This is a genomic window from Paraglaciecola mesophila (genome assembly GCF_009906955.1).
In the GTDB taxonomy this organism is placed as follows: domain Bacteria; phylum Pseudomonadota; class Gammaproteobacteria; order Enterobacterales; family Alteromonadaceae; genus Paraglaciecola; species Paraglaciecola mesophila_A.
Window position 1 is genome coordinate 910,713 of sequence record NZ_CP047656.1, and the last position, 26,978, is coordinate 937,690.

The following is a 26,978-nucleotide window of genomic DNA, read 5'->3' on the forward strand; positions in this document are numbered from 1 at the left end:
ACAAAGCCCCAATTGCTAGCGTGTACCACTAAAAAGTAACCGGCATTCTGAAATTTAGACGCGTATCTTGAGCATCATCAGTCACGCCAATCGCCAAAGATAAACTGATATTGGTATTTAGCGAATAACGAAACGAATATCCAATAATTAACTGACCAATATCAAGCTGGCTGCCGTCGATTTTCATGTTATTAATCTTGGATTTCAAAACATGCTTATGTGAATAGCTCAAGCTCATGGAAGTTCGCTCGTTAAACGATACCCCTAAACCAAAGCTCACGCCTGCGCTGTCTCCGGGGTCAACATTCCCCACCTCTTCGTCGGTATCCATGTTATAGCCGTAACTTAAATTACCGAAAAACACACCTGGGTCAGTAGCGTATATAGCAGTAATGCTAGGTTGAATACTCACATAACCAGATCCTGTTGGTAGTTCAGTTGGGAACACCGCTCCGGGAGTTGATTGCATAAACTCCACTTCAAATGGGCTGGCACCAGTGGGGATCGTAGCCACTAAATTTGCCACATATATGGGACCGCCATCTGTTGGTGTATTAAGCTGATAGCGAGTCGAAAGCTCTATATCCCCTATTCCGTGGCCACTGGCATTAAATATTTCATCTTCGCTGACCCCGATACTGACCGGCCTCGAGCGTTGACTATCATTTCGGCCAATATACGGCACCTTTAAGTCCACTTCCCAGCGTTCGGTTATACCGTAACGCGCAGAAATGCTACCGATAAAGCTGTGACGTTTAATCTCTCGTAAATCAATTAACCCCACCACAAGCGCCGGAATGAATGAAAATGCATCTAAGAAAACACGATTATTATCCGTATATGAATAACCAAATGAAGGCTCTAGCACCAATGTGCCTTTGCCAGTTAGTACACCACTCACGGTATCCCCAAGCTCAGGGATTGCACTTGCTTCTATCGTACTTGACGATTTTGGTGGCGCTTGGCCAACAGGTTTATTTTGCGCTACGGCTTGTTCTGTTTTTTTTGCTGGCTTAGCAGCTTGTGCTTTACGCTTATCCGCTTGGTCAGTCGATGCAGTAGTTTGAGTATCAACCTCTTTGGCCGTTAAGGCATTGATCATCTGCGTTAACTTTTCAATTTGTTGGCCTTGCTTGATGAGTAAAATACGTTGGCGCTCTAATTCAGCCTCGTATTTGCTAATTGGCTTGTCCTGCTGTGCAATACTGTCAGCACCATAACAAATAGATGATGAACTTAAACAAATTGCCAATGTCATTTTTGAAAGAGGAATGAAATGTTGTAGGCGTAACTGAGGTGCTGCAATTTCCATAACTAATCCTTTATTCACTTATGAAAAATTCAACTTCATAGATGTTTTATTTAATTCTTCCTTCATTAAAAATAGTGAATGACCACTTAAAAATCCAATTTAAATTGCACTAATTGAAGCGTACAAATGAAATAAATTACATTTAAAAACGATAACCTAGTAAAAAAAAACACCCAACATGCGTTAAACATATTGGGTATTTTCAGGAACAGAATAAATTGTTTCAAATCCAACACATTTATTCAGGTGGTAAATTTTTAGAAGATCTAATCACGGGTTAATAAAAATGATAACTCACTTGCAATTTTACTGTACGCTGAATATTTAACGTTTCAGATGTTATTCCCTGATCGCCAGTTGGCGCTCCTAAAATCGCACCAATCGGCGCCGCTGGCGGTCCACTAAAATCGCTCGCACGTTCATTGGTTACATTTTGTGCTACAAGCATCACCTCCCAGGTATCGTCATTTGAAAACAGACCTAAGGTGAAATCTAATGTGGTTAAGCTATCCGATGGGTAGGTTTCGTTTATTTGGCTGACCATGCTGTCTCGATAACGCACGAAACCACTTGAGCGCATATGCATATCCCACGCTTCTAGCTCCCTGGTATATAAATATCCAATGTTGCCTGTCCACTTTGGCGCCTGAGCCAAATCACTACCGTCGTCTTTATGAGTTGAATCGGCGAACGTCACGGCACCACTAATCTGAACGTCATCTGTAATTTGCCATTTACTATCGATCTCAAATCCTTTTGATTCTACGTCAGTGTTTTGTGTAAGAAATGCTGCGCTTCCGTCGGTGACGAAAAAGGAGGTTTCTTGAAAATCTTCAATATCGGTATAAAACAATGCAAGGTTCAAATTCATGCTGTTATTAAGCAGTACCATTTTAGACCCAAGTTCATAAGTACTGGTTTCCTCTGTCGCAACACGCGCGCCGCCGTCTTCCACGTTCAATGATGGATCAGCACTGCTGATCTCTGCGGATTCAGCGAAGCCCCCTGTTTTACTGCCTAAACCGTAGGAAGCGTACACTACCGTATTTTTGCTCCAATCGTATTTAGCGCTCAAATTGCCGTTTAAAAAGCTATCTTGGAAGTTCAATTCTGACTCAAAAGGCGGATTAACCACTGTATTCCAAAGTGTCGATAATTCACCTGGGGTGCGGTCAAACTGGACGTCTTTGTTCTCATCCGTGTAGCGTAGACCGCCCGATAACGTGAGTTTGTCGGTTAGATACATATCTGATTGGATAAAGGCGGAAATAGTATCGGTTTTCTGCTTAAAATCATTACCGAACGAACCGTTAAACAGTTGTCCTGCATTGTCCGGTGGAAAATTTGGTGTGTTATAAAATTGCTCTTCTAAAGAATCCCAGTCACTTTTAAAATAAAATAAGCCCATCATGTAATCAAAATCATCTCGCCCCTCTGAGGCTAGGCGAAGTTCTTGAGAAAACTGATTATAGCTTTCACCGCGCTTAAAATACGTACTGTAGTAGTCTACTTGCCCCGTTGTTACGTAAGCGAATTCGTCAAAAGCATTACCAAAATCAAAGTCATCGTAAAACTCTATGTCATAATTTGCATACGAGGTAATTGACGTTAAGGTAAAGTCTTCAAGGCTTTTTTCTACGGTTACATTGTAGGTATCAACCGAAGTATCATGATAACTTTCTTGATTAGGGCACTGTGAACACACTGCCGTTTTTGTATCGTCCAGTTGTGCTTCGCCTATGATCGCGAGAACTTCGTCACTAAAATAATTTCCGTTATCTACAAATTGATAACCGTTACCAATACGTTCGCTATCTGAGCGCTGATAGACAGCCGTTATGGTCAATGAATCTGAGGGTTCATACAAAGCCGTAATGCGCAGTCCCGTGTCATTATCCTCGGGAACATCTCTGCCAGTCGCTAAATTTTCAACCCACCCATTTTGATCAATATAGTGCCCTGCTACGCGAACGCTAAAATTTTCAGCCAGCGGTATATCGAGACCACCATCCACTGACCACCCACCATTTTCAAACTCTCGCCCGAGTTTAATATTCCCCGCAAATTCATCACTTGGCTTCTTCGAGATTACGCTAATGGCCCCTAAGCTAGTGTTCTTCCCTAATAGAGTACTCTGGGTTCCTTTAATCACTTCAATACGCTCAACATCAAAAAAAGCGGCTGAGTACATTCGACCTTTGCCCACAAACATGCCGTCTTGAAACAGCGCCACAGATTGATCAAATGATTGTGTTCTCGCTGGCGTACCTAAACCACGTAAGGTTAATGCCAATCCATCATCTGGCGCCCGAGAAAACACCATGCCAGGAACTAAATCAGCCATTTCAAACAAGTCGTCTATACCGTAGTCGTCGAGTAGCTCACCGGATACTGCTGTCACAGTGGCAGGGACTTCTTGCAAAGTTTGCACACGTTTTTGTGACGTAATTTCAATCACCTCTAAGGTGGGTGATGTTGGAGTTTGGCTGCTTGTAGTTTGTGCATTGATACTTGTTACCCCGCAACCGACTAAGCCTGTCATTAATGCGGTCGTCATTTTATTCAGTTTCATTTTTTTCATCCACAGTGTCCTTTTATTTTTATTTATAGGTATTCGAACAAAGCAGCCAAACTCAATCATGACCACATTGCGATACACTAGTACCGATTAATATTTAAACTACCGCGAGACAAAAAACATGTCAACAAAATGTATATTTTTTGTGAACAAAAGATTTTAACCATAAAAAATATCGGAAAACCAACCTAACCACCTGATAAATAAATAAAAAATAACAAAAAACCAACCAGTAACAGCAAATTAACTATTTATTGACAATTAAATTTCGAGTTGTTAATCTCAAATTTCGATACAGATGTACCACATAGCGAACAGGTGAAATATGAAAATTAACGATATAAAACGCGTACACAGAATTCCTAAATCCGACATGGACAAAATGATCGATGAGGAAAACAAAAGTAACGATACTGGGATGCAGTTTTACGATTTAAGTCATGAGTGGGGATTAGGTCAGCCTTGTTGGCCATATTTTGAAGATGTAAAAATTGAGCGTCTTCATGGTCATTCTCGCTCTGGTGTTTTGACCCAAAAAATCACAACGGTTATGCACTCAGGTACGCATATCGACGCACCAGCCCATGTGGTTGAAGGCACACCATTTATGGATCAAATGCCACTTCCAAGGTTTTTCGGTGCAGGTGTAGTGGTATCAATTCCTAAAAAGAAATGGGAAGTCATTACCGCTGAGGATCTAGAAAACGTGCGTCCCAAAATCCGCGAAGGGGATATCGTTATTATCAATACGGGTTGGCACCACACCTATGCAGATTCAGCAGAGTATTACCACTATGGCCCTGGCTTATACCGCGAAGCAGGTGAATGGCTTGCCAAAAAGAAAGTCAAAATGGTAGGCATTGATGTTCAAGCACTTGATCATCCCCTTGGTACAGCAATTGGCCCGCACGGCACCGGCCCGTTGATCCCTCATTTAGAAGAAGAATACCGCGAGTTTACCGGTGGCCGTGGCATCAAAGAAGATTTCCCAGATTGGGAACCTTGTCACAGAGCCCTACTTAACGCAGGAATTTGCGGTATCGAAAATGTCGGAGGTGAACTAGACAAGGTCACAGGTAAGCGCTGTACCCTTGCGGCATTCCCTTGGCGCTGGAAAGGCGGTGACGGCTGTATGGTCCGCTTGGTCGCTATGGTTGACCCTAGCGGTGAATACCGTATCGAACAAGGTGATACAGAGTAAGTACATTCAGTTCTCTAGGGGGTAACCCCTAGAGTTTATCTAGTGTACAGGCTTATGCCTCCCTAATATCAACGCAGGAATTGTCCTATGTTCTCTTCATCACAGATTACTGTCATTGGCGCAGGTCTTATGGGTTGCGGTATCGCACAAGTGTTTGCCAATAAAGCAATACAAGTAACCCTGTACGACCCTATAGAAGGTGCACGTAACAGCGCTAAACAGAAAATTGCGGCTAATTTAACCGCCCTATCTCAATCGTTAAGTTCCCTCGATTACATTCATATAAGTGACAACTTAGAGAGTGCTGTAGTCGATGCCGACTTTGTTATTGAAGCTGCGCCTGAAAAGCTGCCGTTAAAGCGTGAAATATTCGCAGAAATTTTGCGTTACGCCGCACCTGACACCATTTTGGCTAGTAACACATCAGTGATCCCTATCAAAGATATATTTGACGGGATGGAATGTAACGGTCGTATTGTCGGTTGCCACTGGTGGAACCCCCCTTACCTAGTGCCCTTGGTCGAAGTGGTGCAGAGCGAAAAAACCACGATTGCCACTGTTGAACGCATGATGTCACTGCTGGCATTTGCAGGCAAAAAACCTGTCCATATTCAAAAGGATGTGCCTGGTTTCGTGGGTAATCGCATGCAACACGCCCTATGGCGAGAAGCAATCGCATTAATTAACGACGGTGTGTGTACCGCTGAAGGCATTGATGAAGTAGTGAAGAACAGTTTCGGTTTACGTATGCCGGTACTTGGCCCAATAGAAAATGCCGATTTGGTTGGCCTTGACTTAACCTTAGATATTCACAACGTCATTTTAGCCAGCATTAATCGTGACAAAGGCCCATCAGACATCCTAAAAGAAAAAGTCGCCAAAGGTGAACTGGGCATTAAATCGGGTCATGGCTTCAAACATTGGACCGAAGAAAGTGCCCAAACTCTGCGCGAAAACCTCAGCAAATATCTCCTCAATACTGTGAATTCCAAAGGATAAACCATGAAAAAGAATAGAAAGGTCATAATTACCTGCGCTGTGACCGGCGCGATGCACACTCCAACCATGTCAGATGCATTGCCATTTACCCCAGAAGACATCGCTCAACAATCAGTAGATGCCGCTGAAGCTGGGGCATCCATTATACATTTGCATGCGCGCAACCCTGAAACCGGTGAACCGACTGGCGATCCAAAAGTATACGAACAATTTTTACCTGCGATTAACGAGCGCACTGACGCCGTAATTAATTTAACCACAGGCGGTAGCCCCACAATGACTGTTGAAGAACGTTTATGGGCCGCCATGGAGGTTAAACCTGAAATGTGCTCCCTAAATATGGGCAGCTTAAACTTTGCCATGTTCCCGTTAGCGGATCGATATAAGTCCTGGAAATACAGCTGGGAAGAGCCATACGTTCGCAACAGTGACGACTTTATTTTTCGAAATACTTTCCGTGATATCGAAAAAATCATGAACATTATGGGCGAGCATGGAACAAAATTTGAGCACGAATGTTATGACGTGGGTCATCTTTATAATTTAGCGTATTTCGCTGATCGCGGCTTAATTAAACCGCCTTTCTTTATACAAACTATCTTCGGGATCATGGGCGGTATCGGCGCTGACGAAGACAACTTGATGTTTATGCGTAAAACCGCTGACAAATTATTTGGTGATGATTATCACTGGTCAGTATTGGCGGCAGGTAAAAACCAAATGCCTTTCTCTACTCACGCAGCATTAATGGGCGGCAACGTTCGTGTCGGTTTAGAAGACAGCTTATTTATCGGTCGCGGTGAATTAGCAACCAGTAACGCACAGCAGGTTTCGAAAATAAAACGTATTTTGAGTGAATTCTCATTAGAAATAGCTACCCCTGAAGAAGCGCGGCAAATTTTGAACCTTAAAGGCCAAGACAAGGTGAGCTTCTAAGGCGTCACATTTGAATACCGGGGCGTGTATAGGTGTTTAGCGTCTCTATTTAATTTAAAAGCGTACGTCACAAAGATGACGATAGGACAGAAAATGAATGTAACCAGAATTGAAGAGGCTAAACCGTATCAAGCCCCGGGTCATTTCGATATGCGTGGGCTTCGGATCCAAGGCTGGGATGTAAGCGATACTAAAAAAGTGTGGGTCGGTTTATCGCACTTTTTACCTGGCGGCGGCGCAGCAGGCGATGTATCACCAGTGGAAAAAATCTATGTGGTACTCGAAGGCACAATCAGTGTTACCCATGACGATAAAGAAGTGATCCTTGGGCCACTTGATAGCTGCCACATTCCCCCAAACGCCCAGCGTAACATTCTTAATAAAACCAATAAAATGGTAAGCATGCTTGTAATCATGCCTTACCCGGAGAGCAAAAAATGAATAACTATTTAGCCAACCCTGCGAGTCTTTTTGATTTAAAAGGCAAAGTCGCTCTTATTACAGGTGCAACAGGCGCCTTTGGCCAGGTAGCTGCCCGTGTTATTGGCAACTCAGGCTGTAACTTGCTACTTACTGGAGGTAATAAAGAAGCGTTAGAAACATTAGCCGAATCGTTACGCCAAGAAGGTGTACACGTCGCCACGCGAAACACCCGACCAAATTCCGAACAAGAATGCGACGCTATGGTAGAACAAGCCGTTGCTACCTACGGGAAACTAGACATTCTGGTCGTCGGTTCAGGGGTCAACGACGTCGACCTTATCCAAGATATGAGCACGGAGCGATGGCAAAAAGTGATGGATGCCAACGTGCGTGACTCGTGGCTACTATGTAAAGCTGCAGGCAAACAATTTATGAGCCAAGGCAATGGCGGAAAAGTAGTTTTGGTTTCCTCAGCGAGAGGTAAATTAGGTCACCCTGCCGGTTATTCAGCGTACTGTCCGTCTAAATCTGCGGTTGACGGCATTACCAGGGCATTAGGGTGTGAATGGGGAAAACACAACATCACTGTCAATGCGATCGCCCCTACTGTATTCCGCTCCAATCTAACTGCATGGATGTTTGAAGACAATGAGCCAGGTAAAAGTACCCGCGAAAATATTCTTGCCAGGATCCCAATGGGACGTTTAGGTGAACCGGAAGATCTTGCTGGCCCACTACTCTTTTTGGCTTCTGACGCATCAAGTTTTCACACGGGTCATGTCATTTACGCAGACGGTGGTTACTCAGCCGGTTAGCATAGTGCTATAAAGAACAAATTCTGAGCGCCCTATGTATTGGTGCTCATAGCCAGACCACTAATAATAAGAAGAGCGATTTTATGAAAACCAGCATGTTGTTCATTGTTCTACTCTATGAAGTTGTCACTATATGTGGGGTAGCCCTGTGGCTAAAACGCGCCAATAAACACGCCGACCAACATAGTGAGAATGAGTTCGCCCTTGGTGGGCGCAGTCTTCCAGTTGGTGTTGTTGCTGCCACCATGGCACTTACCGTGTTGGGCACAGCGCATATTCTTGGTGTATTTGAAATGGTCTGGGGCGTAGGTGCCGCGGCAATTTGGTTTAGTATCGCCCATGTTATTCTATTAGTTGTCGTGTGCTACAGCACTGGATTGTGGGTCAGGCGCCTGCGAGTAACTACTGTACCAGAACTGTTGGAACACCTTTTCGGCAAAGGTATAAGAGTGCTGGTATCGTGCGTTATGGCTGGCATCATATTTGGCATACTCACCATAGAAACCCAAGGATTAGGCATCATAATCAATGCCATGACCGGCTGGGGAATTAAAAATGGTGCCATAGCAGGCGGCTTGATTGGCATTTTTTACGTGGTATTAGCCGGTATGAAAGAAGTCGGCTGGATCAATCTAATCAATGCGGTTGTCATGTATATTGGACTGATTTTAGCCACGATCTTTATGGCCCTTCGTTTGCCAGGCGGCAATTTTGATTCAGTAACCGAACATTTCGTCTCCCAGGATATGGATCATATGATATCCGTTTTTGGCAACTCCCAAATAATGATTACCTTTACCCTAGGTATCGTTATCGCAGTATTATTTAGTCAGTCGGTTAATCAGATGCTATTGCAAACCGCGATGTCTGCCAAAGACGAAAAAACCATTAAGAAAGCACTGTGGATAGCCGCGCCGGCTAATGGCCTGTTTGGTGTGTTCGCGGTCGTACTTGGCTTAACTGCCATGACTATTCCCGAGTTTGCTGAACTAGGCCCTAAAAAAGCTGCTACCCAAATGTTGGTTGAGTCTCTTCCTCCTTGGTTAGCGGCGTTATTACTGGCCTCATTTTTGGCAGCGATTTTATCTACCTTTGCCATGACGGCGTTAAGTCCCGCCACCATATTCAGTAACGATATATACAAAGGGTTAATTAAACCTGACGCTACTGAAGCGCAAATGACCAAAGTCACTCAAATTGCAATTGTCGTTTTGGCCAGCATAGCCATCGCTGTTGCGTCGTTTTTGCCACCTATCCTTGCCGCTATGACTTGGTTATTTGCTTGGTTAATACCGGTGTTTTTCATCATTATTTACGGTTTATTTTGGCAGCGTAGCGCAAGTGCCGCACTTATTACTCTGGGCATGGTTTGGATATGTAACTTTGTATGGTCTTTTTCAGATGTCGCAGCGGGCCTAGGCGTGTTTAAAAGCAATGCGGTTATGGCGCTCTGCGTGTCAATCATAGTCGGTGTAATTGCCAACTATTTTATCAAAGGTGATAAAGCCTACTTCAAAAGCCAAACTTATCTTGACCTAAAAGAAACAAATAATTAACATTTGAATTACAGGTAACCTTATGTTTTGGACTATTTTTTTAACAACGACTGTGATCATCGCCCTTATTCTTGTGTTGGGTACTCTGATCGCAAATTTTCTCAGTAGAGCTAAATAACTAGCGTAAATTAAAAGAGGTGATTTATGGACTCAGTAACAACATTTTGGATGGCAGGCGTGGTATTTATGATGTTCGCCTATGGAGCAATAGCACTCGGTGGATTCCTCAAATACAAAAAATAACCGATTAGCCGTCAATCACATTGCAAATTAAAAAGGGGGCTATTATCAAATAGCCCCCTTTTTAATTTCATACACTATTTTTAATTCGGTGCATCGATTGGCTACATTGCACCTTTTCCTAACGCTAATTCAATCGTCGTTTTGTATTTTCGCAAACACGCCGCTAGGTGTTTCTTATTGCGATTAAACCGTACCGTTGGTACTGGGATAGATATCGCAATATTGCGTCCATAAGGATCTTCAATGGCCACGCCGATCGCGCACACCCCTTCACAGTGTTCTTCTTTATCAAAAGCGACGCCATTCTTACGAATACTGGCAATCTCAGTTAACAATTGTTCGGTACTTGTGATGGTAGAACGTGTTAACGCTTTAATTGGATGACTCTCAACAAACGCCATCACTTCATTGTCACTCATAGTAGCGAGCATTGCTTTGCCATTTGCACAACTGTATATTGAGAACGCATGGCCAACAGCCGACACGGCACGTAATTGATGGGCATCTGTAGTCACTTGATCAATGAAAATCATGTTTTCTGCATCCTGAACGGACAAATCGACAGTTTCGCCCACTTCATCAGACAAATTTTTCATGTGCGGCAATAACACCCGATCAATATCCGCTTTTGCCGCAGAGCCCAAAGATACTAACCCTGGCCCTAATCGCACCCGTGAGGTCGGGCTTGCGGCAATTAAAAAGCCCTCTGAAGCCAAAGAATTAACGATGCGCTGCACCGTTGACCGCGCTAGTTTTACATTTTTTGCAATTGCGCTTAAGCTAAGGCCTTCTGGATGCCCCTCTAGCGTTCTAAGTATATTGGCCGCTCGAGAAATAACTTGTATTCCCTGGCGGGAGCTAGGTTCATTATCCATATGTTTCCTCTATTAGATTGGAACTGGCTGATAGTTTAATTTACCACAACTGTATCGCGATACAATACATCAAGCCCAATATTGTAACTTATTATGTTATGCAATAATGAGTGTAGAGCGCTCCCTTTTGCGATTTACACTATGATAGACTGCGCCCTTCAGCACATTACACTTTGTTCATGTAACGCGTTTAATTTAACTTCAGAGCCTCCAACGAACGTTTAATCTCTTATGACCGATGCCTTAGACCCTTGCTTTATCCCTTTTGAATCAGACGTTTCGAAGTTTACCTTAGCGCCAAAGTTTACTTTTCCTTTTTACTACCAGCCCGATCCCCTGTGTATATTAGCGGCTGAAGAAGTGCAGCGACATCTCACTAAACAGCACGACTGGTACCATAACTTTGGTTTAGCTGATGACCCGAATAACATCATAGGAAAAATGTTCGGTGTGCTTGTTGTAAAAGACAAACAGGGACGTTTAGGATACTTGCGTGGGTTTTCAGGTAAGCTAGCGGATCAAAACCACTTACCCGACTTTGTTCCACCTGTGTTTGACATGTTAGCTCGAGAGAGTTTTTTTCATGAAAAGCAAAGAGTAATCAATCAGCTAACCGAGGAGCTTGAGTCGCTAGCCTCCAGCGAAGGTTTCCTCAACGCACAAGCACATGCAGATCTAGTTCAAAAGGAATGCACTACCCAAATTGAACAAGCCCGCCAGCACGTTATTGGTAATCGCGCCCAGCGCAAAGCTCAGCGAAAAATAGCGCAAAAGGAATTAGATTCACCACAACTTGTCGCGTTGCAACAAGTGCTAGCCAAACAAAGCGTGGAAGATAAACTTACTTTCAACCAAATCAAAGTGCAACTAAATAGTAAGATGGAAGAAGCAAAGAATGCGCTGGCCAAATTTGAAATACGCATTGCTCATCTAAAGGAACAACGTAAAACCTTGTCAGGTGAGTTACAACAACGCCTCTTCGAGCAATACCAATTCTTAAATGCGAATGGGGAATATAAATCCTTGGCGAGTATTTTTAGTGACACAGTAATGCGCACGCCACCAGCAGGCGCCGGAGAATGTGCAGCGCCTAAATTGCTACATTATGCCTTTATTCATAAATTTTCCCCTATTGCGATGGCTGAATTTTGGTGGGGAGCGTCTCCCAAATCACAAGTGCGTCGTCATAAACAGTTTTACCCTGCGTGTATTGGTAAATGCCAACCTATTTTGAACCACATGCTGCAGGGTTTACGCGTAGAAGATAACCAATTATTGCAAAATAACGCTGACAACGAACAGATTGACATTGTTTACCAAGACGATGAAATGCTGATTATAAATAAGCCTGCTCAGTTGTTATCTGTGCCGGGAAAACACATACAAGACTCCGTTTACACCCGTATAAAAACCTTGTTCCCTCGTGCCACAGGTTCATTAATTGTGCATCGTTTAGATATGTCTACATCGGGACTAATGGTCATCGCATTGTCTGCGGCATCTCACAAATCGCTGCAAAAGCAATTTATCAGTAGGCAAGTAGAAAAAAGCTATGTAGCCCTGATCGATGGACTCCTGGAAAAGCAAGAGGGCACAATCACCCTGCCCTTAGCCGGTGATTTTTACGATAGGCCCCGACAGTGTGTATGTGACAAAACCGGCAAGCCAGCTCATACCACGTGGCGAGTGATAGAAAGACGCTCCCCCCAACAGCAAACGAAAGTATTGTTGCAGCCCAAGACTGGCCGTACCCACCAATTAAGAGTTCACTGTGCCCATGAACGGGGATTGAACATGCCGATTGTTGGCGATGATTTATATGGGAATCGCGATCGTCGATTGCATCTGCACGCCCAGTCTCTCAGTTTATTTCACCCTGTAAGCAACACGTGGTTAACCTTTAATCGAGAAGCTGAGTTTTAACATACACAATAAAGCACAAAATACAGACTTTTTGACATTAACCGTCGCTCGCTGCTCAATATTCATCGAAAGCCAAGTGAAAGTCATCTAACCAATAGGTATCATGGAGCTTACTCTAACAAATCGCGGATAATATGGTCTCTCTATTCAGCTCTTTTACAAAGTTACCTGTGACGACCGTTGCCCTCATCGTGATATGCACAGGCTCTTTTATCGGCCCTTTAGGCATGGCATCGGTCAATATTGCTATCCCAGATCTCGCTGCTGAACTGCAAGCAAATGCGAAAATGGTTAGTTGGATACCGACCATTTTCTTACTCGCTAACGTGGCACTTATGTTGCCTTTTGGAAAGCTTGCAGATAATTATGGTCGTAAGCGCATATACAGTTATGGCGTGATGCTCAATATGCTGTCTTCCAGTATGTGCGCACTGTCGTTCAATATTGAATGGTTGTTATTTTGGCGCTTTATACAAGGTGCTGCTTCAGCAATGATATTTGGTACTGGCGTAGCCATTCTAACATCGGTTACCCCAGCAGAAAGACGCGGTTTTGCCCTGGGTATTGCCGCTGCGTGCATTTATATTGGCTTAACCGTTGCCCCAGCCATAGGCGGTTGGTTGACAGAATTGTGGGGGTGGCGCTCAGTATTCAGCTTTCAAGTCCCCTTGCTTTTTTTACTCCTAATGTTAATTAAACTGCGCCTACACGGAGAGTGGAAAAACGAACAAAAAACCAAATTCGACTGGCGTGGATCGGGCATTTTTGTTGTGGCATCCACTTGTTTAGTGTTCGGCTTAAGCCAGTTGCCATCGCTATCAGGGATCGTGCTGCTTGGTATGTCGTTAACGGCCATGGCGCTATTTGTAATACATCAATCGAAACGGAACCAACCGCTTATTCGGGTGCAAATGTTCAAAGAAAGCCGCGTATTTTCAATGTCATTGAGCACGTCATTACTCATGTATGCCAGTAATTATCCGTTAACTTTTTTGCTTAGCTTATATCTGCAATATGTAAAAGGCTTTAGCCCTTCAGAGTCAGGTCAAATTATCTTACTGCAAGCACTGGCCATGGCATTTTTAGCCCCTTTGTCCGGCAAGTTGTCTGATAAAGTACAGCCTCGACTGCTCGCCACTACAGGGTGCTGTATTGTTGCAGCAGGTTTCTTCATATTAAGCAGAATGGATATTGACACCCAAGCTTGGTACATAGGGAGCTCACTGCTGCTCATCGGCATTGGCTTTGGCTTGTTCTCTACCCCAAACAATAACGCGATTATGGGCGCAGTGCACCCTAGCGAACTAGGAGTAGCATCAGCCTCTTTAAACCTTGCTAGAACCATAGGCAACCTTGTAGGCATGAGCTTAGTTAACTTATTGGTACATCATTATATAGGTGATGCGCAAATCGTTCCCGAGCAATACCCCGCCTTACTACAAACTGTGCTTGTCGCATTAAATATTTCGTTTGGCTGCGTTGTGGTGGCCTGTATTATTTCTGGCTTTCGAGGCCGAGAAAGCAAGCCTGATACACCTTCTACAACGGATGAAGAAAAGCAGCCTCCATCTTAGTTTTACCTCACGCCATAAAAAAGGGAGCTTAGCTTAACTAAACTCCCTTTTTTGGGGGCTGTGACAATTCAGTTCACTGCCCTGCAAATTTTTACGTTTATTGATTTACGATTTTTTATTTGGGCGCTTTGCTTTTGCCTTCGTTTTGGGTTTTGCCTTTGCGCTCGTTTTGTCCATGCGAATGACCGTTTGCGTCGCCTTATTGGTGCGGCTACTTTTGCTGTGTTTGCGCACTGTTTTCAACAACGACTCACGGCTACTAAAGGCAAAATCGGGGCGTGAAATACGTTTAATTTTGCAATTAATCAAACGTTCAATACGCTCTACTGTTCGCTCTTCTTCACGGCTTACGAATGAAATGGCGTTACCTTGCTGGCCAGCACGTCCTGTTCGACCAATACGGTGTACATAATCTTCAGGTAAATAAGGTAAGTTATAATTTACCACGTGATCAAGACCTTGAATATCAATCCCTCGAGCCGCAACCTCAGTGGCAATAAGCACTTGAAGCTTAGCCGATTTGAAATCGGCAATGGCTCTACGGCGCGCACCTTGGCTTTTATCGGCATGGCATACACCAGCATTGATTTTACTGTTTTTCAAAGCAGCCATTAATTTATCGGCTTGCTCTTTAGTACTGGTGAAAACCAATACTTGATACCAGTTTTGTTCCGCTAATAATGTCTTAAACAAGCGAATTTTGTCTTCTTCAGACACCGGGTACATCACATGTTGAACCGTATCTGCTGCACTGTTTAACTGGGTAGCGCGAATTTCTTCATGATTTTTTAATAACTTATGGGCAAGCTCATTCACCGTTGGTGAAATGGTCGCAGAAAACAGTAATGTTTGACGCACAGCCCGTATCTGAGCAAGCATCTGACGCACATCGGATATAAAGCCCATATCTAGCATGCGATCGGCTTCATCGAGCACCACAAATTCTACGTTAGCCAACTCAATATTCTTCAATGTCATGTGTTCGAGCAAACGTCCAGGCGTAGAAATAACAATATCCACTCCCGCTTTTAACTTGCTTGCTTGACCACCAAGTTTTACCCCACCATACAGTGCAGTAACAGAGATATCGGTAAATTGAGCATAGTTAGCAATATTAGACGCTAGCTGCTCAGCTAATTCGCGTGTTGGCGTTAAAATGATTGCCCTAGGCGTACCCGAAACGGTGTCTTTTGGTTTATCGAGCATTTGTTGCAAAATCGGGATGGCAAACGCTGCTGTTTTTCCCGTACCGGTTTGGGCGCTAGCGAGCACATCACGACCTCTGCGGGCGATCACAATGGCTTTTTGTTGAATGGGCGTCATTTTCTTGTAACCGCAAGCATCAATGGCTTGTTGTAACGCTGGCGCTAAATCTAATGATGAAAAGTTCATGCTAATTTCTCTTTCGACAGACAAAAACATAGACGCAACTTGTTTACATGCTATCTGTGTAAATAGTTGCCTTGGCATTATTTCGCTAAGCGAAACGCCTGAATGTTGAATTTGCGTGATAGGTTTAAAAACGATGGCGAAATATACAGGAATTTACCCCGTTTAACCTTAAAGTTCTAAAAATATATGGATAAAATGTCTAATTCTCCGTTAAAACTAGTCCGTTAAAGCCTGATTTTTTTTCCTTCCCTTAATACTGTAGTGTTGCACAGCAAATGATCGCTGTTAATGCATCTTTGAAATGCGACTCACACATACAAATTGGTTTTCACTATGCACCAAATGAATAACAAACAATGAATATTTATCACTTCTTAATTGCATCGTAACTGGCGATTATGCCTTTAGATACACTTTATTAACAAAGAAAGTGCGTTCAATTAACAGAGGTTGATATGTTTACACTGACACCCTTTTGTCGATTTATTCGAAATAGTTTAAGTACCACTATCGCTACGTCTGTTGTCGTTAGCGCTGGAGTTAACGCGCAAGTTGAGCCATCGACAACACAATCAACTGGCCTTGAGCGTATCGTTGTAACGTCACAAAAACGCGTACAATCTTTGCAAGATATCCCCACTTCAATTCAGGCCTTTTCCGGTGAAGCCCTAGAGGAAAATAACATCGCCAATTTACTGGATATGTCCGAATCTCTGCCCAATGTTCATATCACTGAAACCTCAAGCAGCAAACGTATATTTGTACGGGGGATAGGCTCAGGTACAAATGCTGGCTTTGAGCAATCGGTCGCTATGTACAAAGACGGTATTTATCTAGGCCGGGGCCATCAAGCAAAGTTTCCCTTCTTAGACATGGAGCGCATAGAGTTAGTAAAAGGGCCCCAAGCCGTTATGTTTGGTAAAAATGCCACTGCCGGCGCCTTGAGTATGAGCACCAACCCGGCCAGTTCATTGTTCGAAGGCAACGTGAAAGTAGAAGTTGGGTCAGATAACGAGCGACGTTATAGTGCCGTGCTCAATTTACCCGTAACCGACGATTTGGCGATCCGCGTCGCGGCATTCGATGAATCTAGAGATGGCTTTCTTTATAATCAAGCACGTAATAAAGATGAAGCGTCAAGCGATGCCAGCGGAGTACGATTCACAGCAAACTGGCAAATAAACAATGCATTAACTGCTCAATTTAAATTCGAGCACGGCAATTTTTCCACCAGTGGCTCTCGCTACCAATATATTATCGATACGCCTGCACGAGATGAACAAATTGCCCTCGATCCCACTGACCCAGGCAACGTAGGCTATCGCTCATTTTTACTTTCTGATACGAGCGGCTTAGACTACACCAGCTCAGTGTCAGGCGCCTTGCACCCTGGCGGTTTAGATGAAGGAAATGATACCTCTACTGATAATGCAGTGATAGCACTCACCTATGATGTTAATGATTTCGAGCTCACTTCAATTTCAACTTATAGTCAATATGATTGGAATGCATTGTTTGACGCAGATTACTCAGAGGTTTCTTTGATCCGACAAGAATACATTGAGCATTATCAGCAATTCACTCAAGAGTTCAGAGTCGCCTCACCGGTGAATCAAACGATCGAATATGTGGCGGGTGTGTTCTATATGAACAGCGAGCTTGAACATCCAAATGATGTATTACTGGGAGCGTCCCTGCTAATCCCAGATTTGCCAGGCACATCACTGGGCACATTGGCACAATTCGAACAAGAACAAGAAAGCTATTCTGCATTTACCTCACTCACTTGGAATATGGATGCAAACTGGAAAGCTAACCTTGGCTTACGTTATCAACATGAAACGAAAGACGTAACCAGTGAACAATCTGTTTACGCTTTATTTGAAGACGGTACGCCTGAAGCCGTGCAACAGTTCGCAAATGCCGCTGCACCGGCGATATCTCTCAGTTTGTCAGGCGCCGGCATACATAACTTAGCAACCGATAGATCTGAATCTCACTTGTCCCCTAGTGTTAGCCTGCAATACTTTGGCTTTAGCGATACCATGGTGTTTGCAAATGCGGGCGTTGGTTACAAAGCTGGTGGCTTTGATGGCTCAGGGCTTAATTCCTCCCAAGGCACCAACGTCGACCCTAATTCGGGCTTTGAGTATGAAGATGAAAAAGCAACAAACTATGAGCTTGGCATAAAATCAGAACCAATTAAGAATATACTTGAGGTAAATGCAACAGTATTTTTAACGGATTATGATAATTTACAAGTGTCTGAATTTAACGGTAATGCCTTTGTGGTAAAAAACGCAGCGGAAACACGGGTCAAAGGGATTGAGTTAGACACCCGCTGGGCAATTGCCGATCGCTGGGATTTAACCGCCAATCTAGCGTTACTCGATTTTACATACCAAGCTTACGATGGTGCATCTCCTACCGTACGCCAAGCTGAGCTGCTTGGACAAGCAACGCAATCACTCTCAGGTAGAACAGGTGCTTTTGCCCCTGATTATTCTGGAAATATCGCGCTCAATTATGAATCTTCGATTTGGTCTGGGTACACGTTCAATGCTAATTTAGCGGTTAACTTCACTGACGACTTCTTTTTGGAACAAGACTTGGACCCTATCGCCAAGCAAAAAGCGTACGAAAAAATTAATCTTAGCGTCGGCTTACTTGATAAAGATGATCGTTGGTCTGTCTCGCTGTTGGTCAATAACCTCACAGATGAACGTACTTTTAGTCAAGCGAATGATGTCCCTGTGATCAGTTACGCCCACAGGTTCTTAGTAGAACGTCCTCGTAGCATACTTTTACAGTGCGCTTATTTCTTCTAAGTCGGATGAACTTCAATGTCAGATAGTAAGCTGTGAAGCGGGTATAACACGCTTGGCAATGTCGAGAAGTTTAGTCCGCATCCAGCTGTTTAACGGATCATGTACGGCCTGCTTATGCCAATACATATGAACAGGCAGTACCGGTACATCAAAAGGCAGAGGTACCACCTCTACTGGCATTTTTTGCTTCAATAGGCGTGCATACGCATTTGGCATAGTGAGCAACATATCGCAGCGACTGATCACACTGGTCGCGGCAAAATAATGCTCACAAGTCAGTGCAAATTTACGCGCAACCCCGTGCTGCGCAAGGGCCATGTCCACTGTATTTACCGCAGAGTCTTTAAATCTTACTAACGCATGATCTGCTGCTATATAATTCGCGAGTGACATATTGGTTAAAATAGGGTGTTTTTGACGGCAAATAAGGGAAAAGTGCTCGTTACAAATCAAGGTGTGTTGAATGTTTTCAGAAGTCGGACTAAGCACATCAATGACAATATCTAATTCTTGATTTTCTAAGGCAGCCTCCATATCTACATGACTAACTTGTCGGCTATTGACCGTGATGTTCGGTGTGTGAGTCAATAAATCCATTGCCAGCTCAGGAAAGAATATTGATTCGAGGATGTCACGAAAACCGAACTTCATTTCACGTTGATATTGGTGCACGTCAAATTCGCCAATACTGCGTAAAGTAGACTCAAGCTCAGCCACAGAACTGCGTACTCTAGGCATAATGGTTTGGCATAGCTCAGTGGGGATCATTTTTCGCCCATGGCGAATAAACAAAGGATCTTGGAATTTCTCGCGCAACCGTGACAACGCATGACTCACGGCAGGCTGACTAAGGTGAAGCCGCTTACCTGCACCAGTGATAGACCCTTCCTGATACACAGTGACTAAAACGAGAAACAAATTTAAATCAATTTTACTATGCAGCATATTTATACTTAAAGATTAACTTTCATCATTAGCATTTATTCTATTAATTATTACACTGGTGTCAATTAAACCACGTGAAGGCGAGATCATGAGTGATACAATCCAACAAGATGCAAACAATATGGCCATCGGCGCGGGCAAATTTAACATTCCCATGCCGCCGACTTTCACAGACAAATTCGCCCAGCGACAATATGAAAAACAGCGCTTAGCCGCCGGCTTTCGCGCATTTGCGTTGCATCAGTTCGACGAAGGATTAGCTGGACATATTACCCTACGAGACTGCATTGAACCTGATACGTTTTGGGTTAATCCTTTAGGTATTCACTTTTCAATGATTAAAGCGTCTGATTTAGTGCGAATTGATCACAAAGGGAACATAATCGATGGTGCGCACGCTGTGAACAACGCCGCATTTGCAATCCACTCTCGTGTCCATATGGCCCGCCCAGATGTGAACGCCGTTGCTCATGCACACACCAAGTACGGACGTGCGTTTTCAGCGTTAGGTGAATTGCTAAAACCAATATCACAAGATGCCTGTATGTTTTATGAAAACCACGGCCTATTCGAAACGTTTACTGGGGTCGTTGCACATAAAGATGAAGGCGATATGATTGCCCAAGCCTTGGGTGAACACAGCGCTGTTATTTTACAAAATCATGGCTTGATTACGGTGGGTAGCTCAGTCGATGCGGCAGTCGCAAACTTTATTTTGATGGACAGTTGCTGTCAAAGTCAGCTACTTGCTCAGGCAGCTGGCCCCTTAACCTTAATAGGACATGACACCGCACTGAAAACAAAGGCCGCGAATGGTTCAGACTTAGTGACTTGGGGTAACTTCCAACCTTTATATTCAATGTTACACGCCTCAGATCCAAGCTTCTTAGCTTAGTCACCCCGTAAAAAATATACTCCCCTAGTTTTTAAGCACGACGCAAACAGCGAATGAACTCGCTATTTGCGTGCATGTGTTAAACGCGAGAAAACACAGTTATTGCTGCTCGCGCAGGTAATCGAGCGCCCCCGTTACCGCGGCAACTTGTGCAAGAATGCACTCCTCTGGTGTGGCATTTGCGCTGTCAGGGTACACTTCCGTTGTGGTGGTATATTCAGCATTAGTAAAACCGGCACACAAACCTAAATCTTTCAGTGCATAATGAATCACACCGTGCTGGATCATGGGCGAACCAATTAACTTTCCTTCCTCGTCTGGCAAAGCTATATGGGTCACTTTTTCAACACTGCTGACCACTGCACGTTGAAATGCATCTTGCGGGTTTTGAGTATCACCTACCGTATAGAAGCCATCGGGAATTTGCCAAATATCTTGTGCTTTACCGTCACGTGCACAAAGGGCTGGGCGAAATTCGCTGTTGTCTGTATCCGTCGTTTCGTGCAAATCAATATGCGCGTGCACCGGTAAACCTAATTTACTCACGAAAGCCATAATTTGTGCTGCTTCAGGTGATTCACTTTGCGGTACAAAAGAGCGATTAGGATCGATCGCCATCGGGTTCCAACGGTTTATAGTTTCGTACCCCCAAGGACTGATGCAAGGGGCGATGATCAAATTAAATTCTGCTTCGTACTCGCTGGCGTGACGCATAGCAAAACGCAATGCCCCCTGAACACCACTGGTTTCATAACCGTGCACGCCACCGGTGATTAAAACCGTTGGCTTATCATTATCAAGCTGTTTGTTAGTGATAGCGTAAAGCGGGTAAGGCCCATCTGCATATTCAAGCACGCCATACTGCTCAACGTTAAATGGCCCTTGCATCGCTTCAATATGAACAACGACTTCGTTATGGTAACTGCGCTTAATGATTTGCTGATGCAACCACAACGCTTTGTCAGCCTGGGTCCAGGGAACACCGGGGCTACCGATGTGATACGTATAATTTTGAGTCATGAATGTCCTTTAACTGTGTCTTATCTCCATACGGATAAGGTCAACTCAAAATATATTAAGGCATTTACTAACAGGTGTCAGAATTAGCAGAGAAATGGATGAAAAAAATGAATGCTTAAAAAGCACAAAGTGTCAGTTCTTCTTGACTCGTTACTAACATCTGCGCTGGATAGGCAGTCTCGATGTGATTTAGGTGCCCCCACCGAGACCTTAGTGAAATGGCTAGATGGAAGGTTCTCGCGTAAAGCATCGACGCCGCGCTAACGTACGCTGATTCTCCTGAGAGAGTATGATATCAATCCCGTTCTTTTTTATTGGGGTTTTCTCACAGCGGCTCAACACACCATCTGCGACAAGAGATAAGTATCTCGCGCAGCATACGCGTAAAAATGATGTGAAATTACTCAAATCTAACTCTGCTTGCTGAGACTCAAAGTACAATTTGGTTATCAGTTGATTGACAGACATATCATCACGAAAACCAATTTCGGCTAATACGTCCCAAAAGAAATTTTCTAATCTGATTGATGTCACTACGCCTTCTATGCGTAATGACTTTGTTCTACTTAACCATCGTTCAGATTCTGCCTCGATGAATAACTGACACATACTAAAGCTCCTTTTAGAATGGACTGATTTACGACTATTTACGACCCTATGTTCCAAGATGGAACCAAGTGTACAAAGTTAACCATGAAGCACTTACTACATGGTAACAAATGTATACTACACATTAAGAGTTATAGCCTTTAAGACCTGCGCACGCCAATTTCGTGGCCTAACTGCCTTAAATAATGGTGCATAAAATCCGTTCGAATTCGTCCTTCCCTTTTTGCTTCATCCGTGTGCAACATTTCCTCAAGTCTCAATAACTTCTGAAAAAAATGGTCAAGGGTAAAGTGTTTGTCATCAATATCACGATATAGCGCAAAAGGGTCAGTCACCTCATATAAATCCCGCTCTAAAGCAGTGCCGACTTGTAAACAACGTGCTATGCCAATTGCTCCAATTGCATCGAGCCTGTCTGCATCCTGCACGATACACGCCTCCAGACTTTTCGGAGCGATATCAGCACTGTAACTATGAGCGACAATGGCATGGTGAATGTGGTCAAAGTGCTCCTGTGGGTAACCAATTTCTGACAAAAAAGCCAATGCCTTGTCAGCCGCCATCGTAGAACTCATTGCCCGTTCAGGATGATTTTTGGGTAAAGTAACACAATCGTGCAGCCACACCGCTGGCATCACGACCCACTCATTAGCTCGTTCTGCATCACACAGTTGCTTCGCGTTAAGTACAACACGTTTTACATGTTGTAGATCGTGCGCAGCATCTGTATTCATTTCTACTTTTATGAACTCAGCCATTTTGGCCACGAATAGATCCATGTCTATTACCTAATAGCACGTGCCTATCATTCACAGTCGGTTCGTTTAATTAATAAACACTTAATAATGTTAGATTAACGAATAACATGAAGAATTAAGCACTAAATTTTGAATAAAAACAGGTTAAATAATTTGAAAACTGTCGTTTATTTGGAAGTGAAACAAAGATACAGGCTAAAATCGACTATCATTTTCACACGGAATACCATCATCATCTCCGTCCATTCGCGTGTCGGGGCAATGAGCCAGAAAATATTCAGCTTCAGCCCGAGATGTCATCTGCGAACAGTATTGCCGACCATCACAGCGAAAGTTCATCACCATAGGCGCTGGTTTTTTCGAAGAAATTAATTTCTTAGGCTGTTCTACTCGCAGTGTTAATCCAGCTTTTTCATCCGTCATGTTTGAACGAGCGCCTAACTCACCCATGTATTTAAAGGCAGCAAAGAGTATTGCTGCAATAATGATCAACTTCCCCATACCATACTCTGTTTACTGTTAATTTTTACACGATATAACAATATGATGCAGTGTTTCCAGCGAGTTTATGTATAGAAATACGTACTTAGGAATAAAAGAGTCAATTTTACCAGCTAACCTAATTGTTTAAACTAATAGGAAAATCAATGAGTTAGTTTTCTTCGATGAACGTTTTGTGCATTTGCGAGTTACGCTTTAAAGCGCGCTGTAGCCAAAGTTGATAATCAGCTGTTTTGAGCAAATCTTCAATTGCGCTTAAGGTCTGATAATGCGGTGATTTTTTTGAAATAGAAAAGTACAGGTCCCCTTCTACTAGCGGTATAGGACTATCAACAATATGCTCGTCCAAATTGTACAGGCTTAATAAATGTTGCCCTGATTGGCGACCAATAATCACCCCATCAATTCGCCCTAAAAACAGCATAGAAAACAGGCGATAATAATTTTCGCCTCTTATCACGTGGCTATTTTCAAGCAAATAATGATCAAAAAAGCCACCAAGGCTGACTCCGCGAACTAACCCAATGAGTTTGCCATCAAGTGAGGCGGGCGCTTTGTATTGAAAGCCACCCGATTTGTTAACGAAAAGGGCATTTTCATTACTTGCCATTGGTGTGTTTGAAAAGTGGGAGTAAGTTTCTCGTTCAGGGTTTTTAAACGAACAGATATTTAAGTCAACTTCTCCTGAACTTACCATCTGTTGGCAACGCTTCCACGGGCCCACGTACGTCAAATCCACATCAAAGCCTAACGTACCGAAAAGTTGTTGGGCAGCTTCTGCGCATACGCCTACAATTGCGTCGCCTTGGAGCCAATTCCAAGGGGCATAATCATGATGTCCGCAGGCTGTCAAAATCGGCCTGTCTTCTGCGCTAAACGCCTGAGTGGCGCCTAAGCTTGTAAGTAACCAGAGTACAACGCGATATTTCAATAATCAGCCCACACTAGATGGTCGCACTCGGGTGTGACCGCCAGGAACAAGAGTTTGATTAAAAATACCGCAATTTAATGAAAAGTACCAATGCAAACATGCAGCACTTATTGGACAACAATTTGATTTATATCGCAATTACCCGCATCAACAGTCAATAGCGCACAAAGAGGGCATTACGTGTAAACCATATATCTTCTACTAAAACACCGTGACTGACGTGGTATCTTTCCAACTGAATTTAATTTCTAAGGTTTTGTTATCACTGTCCCATCGGGTTCCCTGATTAGCATTTAAGAACTCAGTTTTATCAGCAATATTAGGCAGTTGCTTTTCACCTACCATCACTTTGGTGATATCTTGCGGCCAGTTGTGCACCCAAAGTGAGATCATTCTGCTACTGGGCATCCCCTTATAACTTCCGTTTCTTTGCAAGGTCAGTGTCAGTGAATCTCCTTGGCTTTCATCAGTTTTGCGTTCAGCGTTAAATGTTAGGGTTTCAAACGCACCGTCGCGTATGGAATGCGGGTTTTTACCATCGTCATTGTACATAGTCGCGGTTGAATGCTCAGCGCTCTTATCTGCATAGTAATGAAGATCTAATGATTTAGTGGAGTAATTGTCTGTGCTAAGCACGGGGATCGTCATGGGGATAATCGCCCCCCCTCGTGCAAACACGGGAAGTAACTTAATATCGGTGGGCACCGTTATTGTTTTGCCGCCTTCATAACGCTCGTCACTCCAGAAATTAAACCAAGCTCCTTTCGGTAGTTTTACGCTAACTTCTTTTTGATTGGCTTGGGTAATCGGTTTGACTAATAACGCATCTCCCCACAGATACTGGTCTTTTTCGTCAATTAAGCTGAGATCCGTCTCGTCTTCGAAAAACATTGGGCGCATCAGCGGCATGCCAGTCAGGCTATTTTCAAAGGCCAAAGAATAATTGTACGGCAACATGGCATAACGCAGCTCAACATAAGTACGCAAAATATCTTTGGTTTTGCCTTTGTGAAACACGGGTTCAGGGGCAATATTATCTTGGGCGTGGGGCCTGAATACAGGTTGAAAGATGCCATACTGAAGCCAGCGAATATACATTTGCGGATCAAACACCTCCCCACCCGCAAAACCACCTAAATCAGAATGGGTATAGCCAAGGCCGAACAAGCCCATTTGCAACGATAGCTCCACCTGAGGTTTTAAGCCGTCCCATGAACGGCTTACATCACCTGTCCACGGGATCATGCCATAACGCTGGGAGCCCACAAAGCCAGAACGCATCATAATAAAGGGGCGCTTATTTGGCGCTAAGTGCTGCTGGTGCTGAAAAACTTGTTCTGCCCACTTATGGCCGTAGGCGTTATGTACTTCATCGCCTGTTGCTGTCATACCGTTTAAACTATGCACAGCATCACTAGGGTGTACTTCTGGTTCACCTAAATCGCCCCACCACCCCGCTACACCTTGATTAAACAAGGCAGAATAGGTTTGATTAAACCAGTCACGGGCATCGTTATCGAATACATCAATAAGCCCTGTATTGCCAAAATAAAAGTCAAACTGGTAAGGCTTACCCTCAGGGTTTTTAACCAATGCATTGCTGCTTACAGCATCCTGCCATTTTTTTGATGACGACAATACAAAGGGCTCTGTGATCAATATGGTTTTTACCCCTTCTTTGCGTAAATCACTGATCATGTTAACTGGCGTGGGAAAGGTCTTTTCATCCCAGCTTAAATTCCCCATATGGCCCTTAATATCGGCCCCAAACCAATACAAATCCAATACGATTGCATCTAAAGGAAAACCTGATTCCTGATACAGCTTCACCGTATCTCTTACTTCTTGTTCACTACGATAGCCAAAACGAGAGGCAAAACTGCCTAACGCCCATCGCGGTGGTAAGGGTTGTTTACCGGTTACAGTGACATAGTGTTCAATTAAACTGGGGTAAGAGTCGCCTGCCACAACAATATAACTTGTGCGCCCACCAACGGCTTCAAAACGCATTTCATCCGTATTTGTGGCCCCTAAATCCATTTCCCCTCGCGCTGAGTTATCAAATATCAAAACATATTTGTTACTCGACATGACCGCTGGCAGGCCAAAGTACATTTGATTTGACTCTGTGGTGTAGCCGTAATGTGCTTTGTTATACAAAGGAAAACGGTGGCCTCTGCGATCCATTCCTAGGATACGCTCGCCACCGCCTAATAACTTTTCATTTTCCTGTAATGCAAAACTAAAGCCGCGTTTGTCTTCTTCTACAAACAAACCTTGCTGCTCAGCCAACAGCAGGTTGTCGCCTCGAAAATAGCGAATACGCAAAGGTGATTTATCGATTTCAGCCCGAATACCAGGCGCGCTCAACGTTAATGAAGCTGGCTTTTCCGAAATACCTAACTCGGTTTTTTTAGCCACCCCGTCGATGGCAAATGAGGGAAGCTGCTCAATGCCACTTGGTTGATAAAACACCTCAAATGAGTCATTAGCTAACGCTGTAATCTCAACGAGCCCTTCGTCGGTGTTAATTTGCAAGACTTGACCATTTAATTCGTGAGACAGGTATTCGCTGCCAGTGGCACTGAATACCCATAATAAAAGACTAATGCCGACTACACGTTTTATCATTTTTCGTCCGTTTAAAATCTGTTTTTTAATCAT

General features: G+C 43.7%; 21 protein-coding genes. 10 read left to right on the plus strand and 11 right to left on the minus strand.

The features are described from left to right. Positions 1 to 28: 28 nt before the first annotated feature. Together FX988_RS03775 and FX988_RS03780 are read right to left on the minus strand one after the other, a co-directional pair. Complete coding sequence (locus FX988_RS03775; protein WP_160178414.1) at positions 29 to 1,312, minus strand: transporter; 1,284 nt, start codon at positions 1,310 to 1,312, stop codon at positions 29 to 31. A gap of 277 nt (positions 1,313 to 1,589) precedes the next feature. After that, entirely contained in the window at positions 1,590 to 3,893 is a 2,304-nt protein-coding gene (locus FX988_RS03780) for a TonB-dependent receptor (protein ID WP_160178415.1), read from the minus strand. A 322-nt stretch (positions 3,894 to 4,215) separates the two neighbouring features. Here FX988_RS03780 and FX988_RS03785 point away from each other — a divergent pair, with 322 nt between their 5' ends. The 6 genes from FX988_RS03785 (at position 4,216) to FX988_RS03810 (ending at position 9,820) form a co-directional block, all read left to right on the plus strand. Beyond that, positions 4,216 to 5,091, plus strand: coding sequence for a cyclase family protein (locus FX988_RS03785; protein WP_201751630.1), 876 nt, complete (start codon positions 4,216 to 4,218; stop codon positions 5,089 to 5,091). Positions 5,092 to 5,178: 87 nt separating this feature from the next. Further along, positions 5,179 to 6,090 carry a 3-hydroxyacyl-CoA dehydrogenase family protein gene (locus FX988_RS03790; RefSeq protein WP_160178416.1) on the plus strand — a complete coding sequence of 304 codons (912 nt, stop codon included), beginning with the start codon at positions 5,179 to 5,181 and terminating at the stop codon, positions 6,088 to 6,090. Positions 6,091 to 6,093: 3 nt separating this feature from the next. Beyond that, positions 6,094 to 7,026 (plus strand): 3-keto-5-aminohexanoate cleavage protein, encoded by a 933-nt coding sequence (locus FX988_RS03795; RefSeq protein ID WP_160178417.1) that lies wholly within the window; start codon positions 6,094 to 6,096, stop codon positions 7,024 to 7,026. Positions 7,027 to 7,119: 93 nt separating this feature from the next. Next, positions 7,120 to 7,467 carry a cupin domain-containing protein gene (locus FX988_RS03800; protein ID WP_160178418.1) on the plus strand — a complete coding sequence of 116 codons (348 nt, stop codon included), beginning with the start codon at positions 7,120 to 7,122 and terminating at the stop codon, positions 7,465 to 7,467. Next, complete coding sequence (locus tag FX988_RS03805) at positions 7,464 to 8,264, plus strand: SDR family NAD(P)-dependent oxidoreductase (RefSeq protein WP_160178419.1); 801 nt, start codon at positions 7,464 to 7,466, stop codon at positions 8,262 to 8,264. Before FX988_RS03800 ends, FX988_RS03805 begins: the two co-directional genes overlap by 4 nt. An 83-nt stretch (positions 8,265 to 8,347) precedes the next feature. Further along, the gene (locus tag FX988_RS03810) at positions 8,348 to 9,820 is read left to right on the plus strand and encodes a sodium:solute symporter family protein (protein ID WP_160178420.1); all 1,473 of its coding nucleotides are present in this window, start codon (positions 8,348 to 8,350) and stop codon (positions 9,818 to 9,820) included. 344 nt (positions 9,821 to 10,164) lie between these two features. Here the strand turns inward: FX988_RS03810 and FX988_RS03815 are convergent, their stop codons facing one another. Then, entirely contained in the window at positions 10,165 to 10,938 is a 774-nt protein-coding gene (locus FX988_RS03815) for an IclR family transcriptional regulator (protein WP_160178421.1), read from the minus strand. 231 nt (positions 10,939 to 11,169) lie between these two features. On the opposite strand from FX988_RS03815, the gene FX988_RS03820 reads away from it, so the two are divergent. Both FX988_RS03820 and FX988_RS03825 read left to right on the plus strand, forming a co-directional pair. Then, complete coding sequence (locus FX988_RS03820; RefSeq protein ID WP_160178422.1) at positions 11,170 to 12,861, plus strand: RluA family pseudouridine synthase; 1,692 nt, start codon at positions 11,170 to 11,172, stop codon at positions 12,859 to 12,861. A 134-nt stretch (positions 12,862 to 12,995) separates the two neighbouring features. Further along, on the plus strand, positions 12,996 to 14,435 hold the full coding sequence (locus FX988_RS03825) for an MFS transporter (protein ID WP_160178423.1): 1,440 nt from the start codon (positions 12,996 to 12,998) through the stop codon (positions 14,433 to 14,435). Between the two features lie 105 nt (positions 14,436 to 14,540). On the opposite strand, the gene FX988_RS03830 is transcribed toward FX988_RS03825, so the two are convergent. Beyond that, a complete protein-coding gene (locus FX988_RS03830) occupies positions 14,541 to 15,827 on the minus strand; it encodes a DEAD/DEAH box helicase (protein WP_160178424.1) in 1,287 nt (428 codons plus the stop codon). Between the two features lie 455 nt (positions 15,828 to 16,282). On the opposite strand from FX988_RS03830, the gene FX988_RS03835 reads away from it, so the two are divergent. Further along, a complete protein-coding gene (locus FX988_RS03835) occupies positions 16,283 to 18,655 on the plus strand; it encodes a TonB-dependent receptor (RefSeq protein WP_160178425.1) in 2,373 nt (790 codons plus the stop codon). Positions 18,656 to 18,673: 18 nt separating this feature from the next. Here FX988_RS03835 and FX988_RS03840 read toward each other — a convergent pair whose 3' ends face one another. Next, positions 18,674 to 19,600, minus strand: coding sequence for a LysR family transcriptional regulator (locus tag FX988_RS03840; RefSeq protein WP_160178426.1), 927 nt, complete (start codon positions 19,598 to 19,600; stop codon positions 18,674 to 18,676). An 88-nt stretch (positions 19,601 to 19,688) separates the two neighbouring features. On the opposite strand from FX988_RS03840, the gene FX988_RS03845 reads away from it, so the two are divergent. Continuing rightward, on the plus strand, positions 19,689 to 20,495 hold the full coding sequence (locus FX988_RS03845) for a class II aldolase/adducin family protein (protein WP_160178427.1): 807 nt from the start codon (positions 19,689 to 19,691) through the stop codon (positions 20,493 to 20,495). Positions 20,496 to 20,594: 99 nt separating this feature from the next. On the opposite strand, the gene FX988_RS03850 is transcribed toward FX988_RS03845, so the two are convergent. The 6 genes from FX988_RS03850 to FX988_RS03875 form a co-directional block, all read right to left on the minus strand. Further along, a complete protein-coding gene (locus FX988_RS03850; protein WP_160178428.1) occupies positions 20,595 to 21,515 on the minus strand; it encodes a M14 family metallocarboxypeptidase in 921 nt (306 codons plus the stop codon). A 222-nt stretch (positions 21,516 to 21,737) separates the two neighbouring features. Next, a complete protein-coding gene (locus FX988_RS03855; protein ID WP_160178429.1) occupies positions 21,738 to 22,124 on the minus strand; it encodes a ribbon-helix-helix domain-containing protein in 387 nt (128 codons plus the stop codon). Positions 22,125 to 22,264: 140 nt separating this feature from the next. Continuing rightward, entirely contained in the window at positions 22,265 to 22,903 is a 639-nt protein-coding gene (locus tag FX988_RS03860; RefSeq protein ID WP_160178430.1) for an HD domain-containing protein, read from the minus strand. 174 nt (positions 22,904 to 23,077) lie between these two features. Continuing rightward, a complete protein-coding gene (locus tag FX988_RS03865) occupies positions 23,078 to 23,383 on the minus strand; it encodes an excalibur calcium-binding domain-containing protein (protein ID WP_160178431.1) in 306 nt (101 codons plus the stop codon). A 151-nt stretch (positions 23,384 to 23,534) separates the two neighbouring features. Next, entirely contained in the window at positions 23,535 to 24,314 is a 780-nt protein-coding gene (locus tag FX988_RS03870; RefSeq protein WP_160178432.1) for a substrate-binding periplasmic protein, read from the minus strand. Between the two features lie 201 nt (positions 24,315 to 24,515). Beyond that, complete coding sequence (locus FX988_RS03875; protein WP_160178433.1) at positions 24,516 to 26,978, minus strand: TIM-barrel domain-containing protein; 2,463 nt, start codon at positions 26,976 to 26,978, stop codon at positions 24,516 to 24,518.

Bases quoted from the DNA above. Each gene is read 5' to 3' on its own strand.
- FX988_RS03775 (WP_160178414.1), bottom strand. From the start codon at position 1,312: ATGGAAATTGCAGCACCTCAGTTACGCCTACAACATTTCATTCCTCTT.
- FX988_RS03780 (WP_160178415.1), bottom strand. From the start codon at position 3,893: ATGAAAAAAATGAAACTGAATAAAATGACGACCGCATTAATGACAGGC.
- FX988_RS03785 (WP_201751630.1), top strand. From the start codon at position 4,216: ATGAAAATTAACGATATAAAACGCGTACACAGAATTCCTAAATCCGAC.
- FX988_RS03790 (WP_160178416.1), top strand. From the start codon at position 5,179: ATGTTCTCTTCATCACAGATTACTGTCATTGGCGCAGGTCTTATGGGT.
- FX988_RS03795 (WP_160178417.1), top strand. From the start codon at position 6,094: ATGAAAAAGAATAGAAAGGTCATAATTACCTGCGCTGTGACCGGCGCG.
- FX988_RS03800 (WP_160178418.1), top strand. From the start codon at position 7,120: ATGAATGTAACCAGAATTGAAGAGGCTAAACCGTATCAAGCCCCGGGT.
- FX988_RS03805 (WP_160178419.1), top strand. From the start codon at position 7,464: ATGAATAACTATTTAGCCAACCCTGCGAGTCTTTTTGATTTAAAAGGC.
- FX988_RS03810 (WP_160178420.1), top strand. From the start codon at position 8,348: ATGAAAACCAGCATGTTGTTCATTGTTCTACTCTATGAAGTTGTCACT.
- FX988_RS03815 (WP_160178421.1), bottom strand. From the start codon at position 10,938: ATGGATAATGAACCTAGCTCCCGCCAGGGAATACAAGTTATTTCTCGA.
- FX988_RS03820 (WP_160178422.1), top strand. From the start codon at position 11,170: ATGACCGATGCCTTAGACCCTTGCTTTATCCCTTTTGAATCAGACGTT.
- FX988_RS03825 (WP_160178423.1), top strand. From the start codon at position 12,996: ATGGTCTCTCTATTCAGCTCTTTTACAAAGTTACCTGTGACGACCGTT.
- FX988_RS03830 (WP_160178424.1), bottom strand. From the start codon at position 15,827: ATGAACTTTTCATCATTAGATTTAGCGCCAGCGTTACAACAAGCCATT.
- FX988_RS03835 (WP_160178425.1), top strand. From the start codon at position 16,283: ATGTTTACACTGACACCCTTTTGTCGATTTATTCGAAATAGTTTAAGT.
- FX988_RS03840 (WP_160178426.1), bottom strand. From the start codon at position 19,600: ATGCTGCATAGTAAAATTGATTTAAATTTGTTTCTCGTTTTAGTCACT.
- FX988_RS03845 (WP_160178427.1), top strand. From the start codon at position 19,689: ATGAGTGATACAATCCAACAAGATGCAAACAATATGGCCATCGGCGCG.
- FX988_RS03850 (WP_160178428.1), bottom strand. From the start codon at position 21,515: ATGACTCAAAATTATACGTATCACATCGGTAGCCCCGGTGTTCCCTGG.
- FX988_RS03855 (WP_160178429.1), bottom strand. From the start codon at position 22,124: ATGTGTCAGTTATTCATCGAGGCAGAATCTGAACGATGGTTAAGTAGA.
- FX988_RS03860 (WP_160178430.1), bottom strand. From the start codon at position 22,903: ATGGATCTATTCGTGGCCAAAATGGCTGAGTTCATAAAAGTAGAAATG.
- FX988_RS03865 (WP_160178431.1), bottom strand. From the start codon at position 23,383: ATGGGGAAGTTGATCATTATTGCAGCAATACTCTTTGCTGCCTTTAAA.
- FX988_RS03875 (WP_160178433.1), bottom strand. From the start codon at position 26,978: ATGATTAAAAAACAGATTTTAAACGGACGAAAAATGATAAAACGTGTA.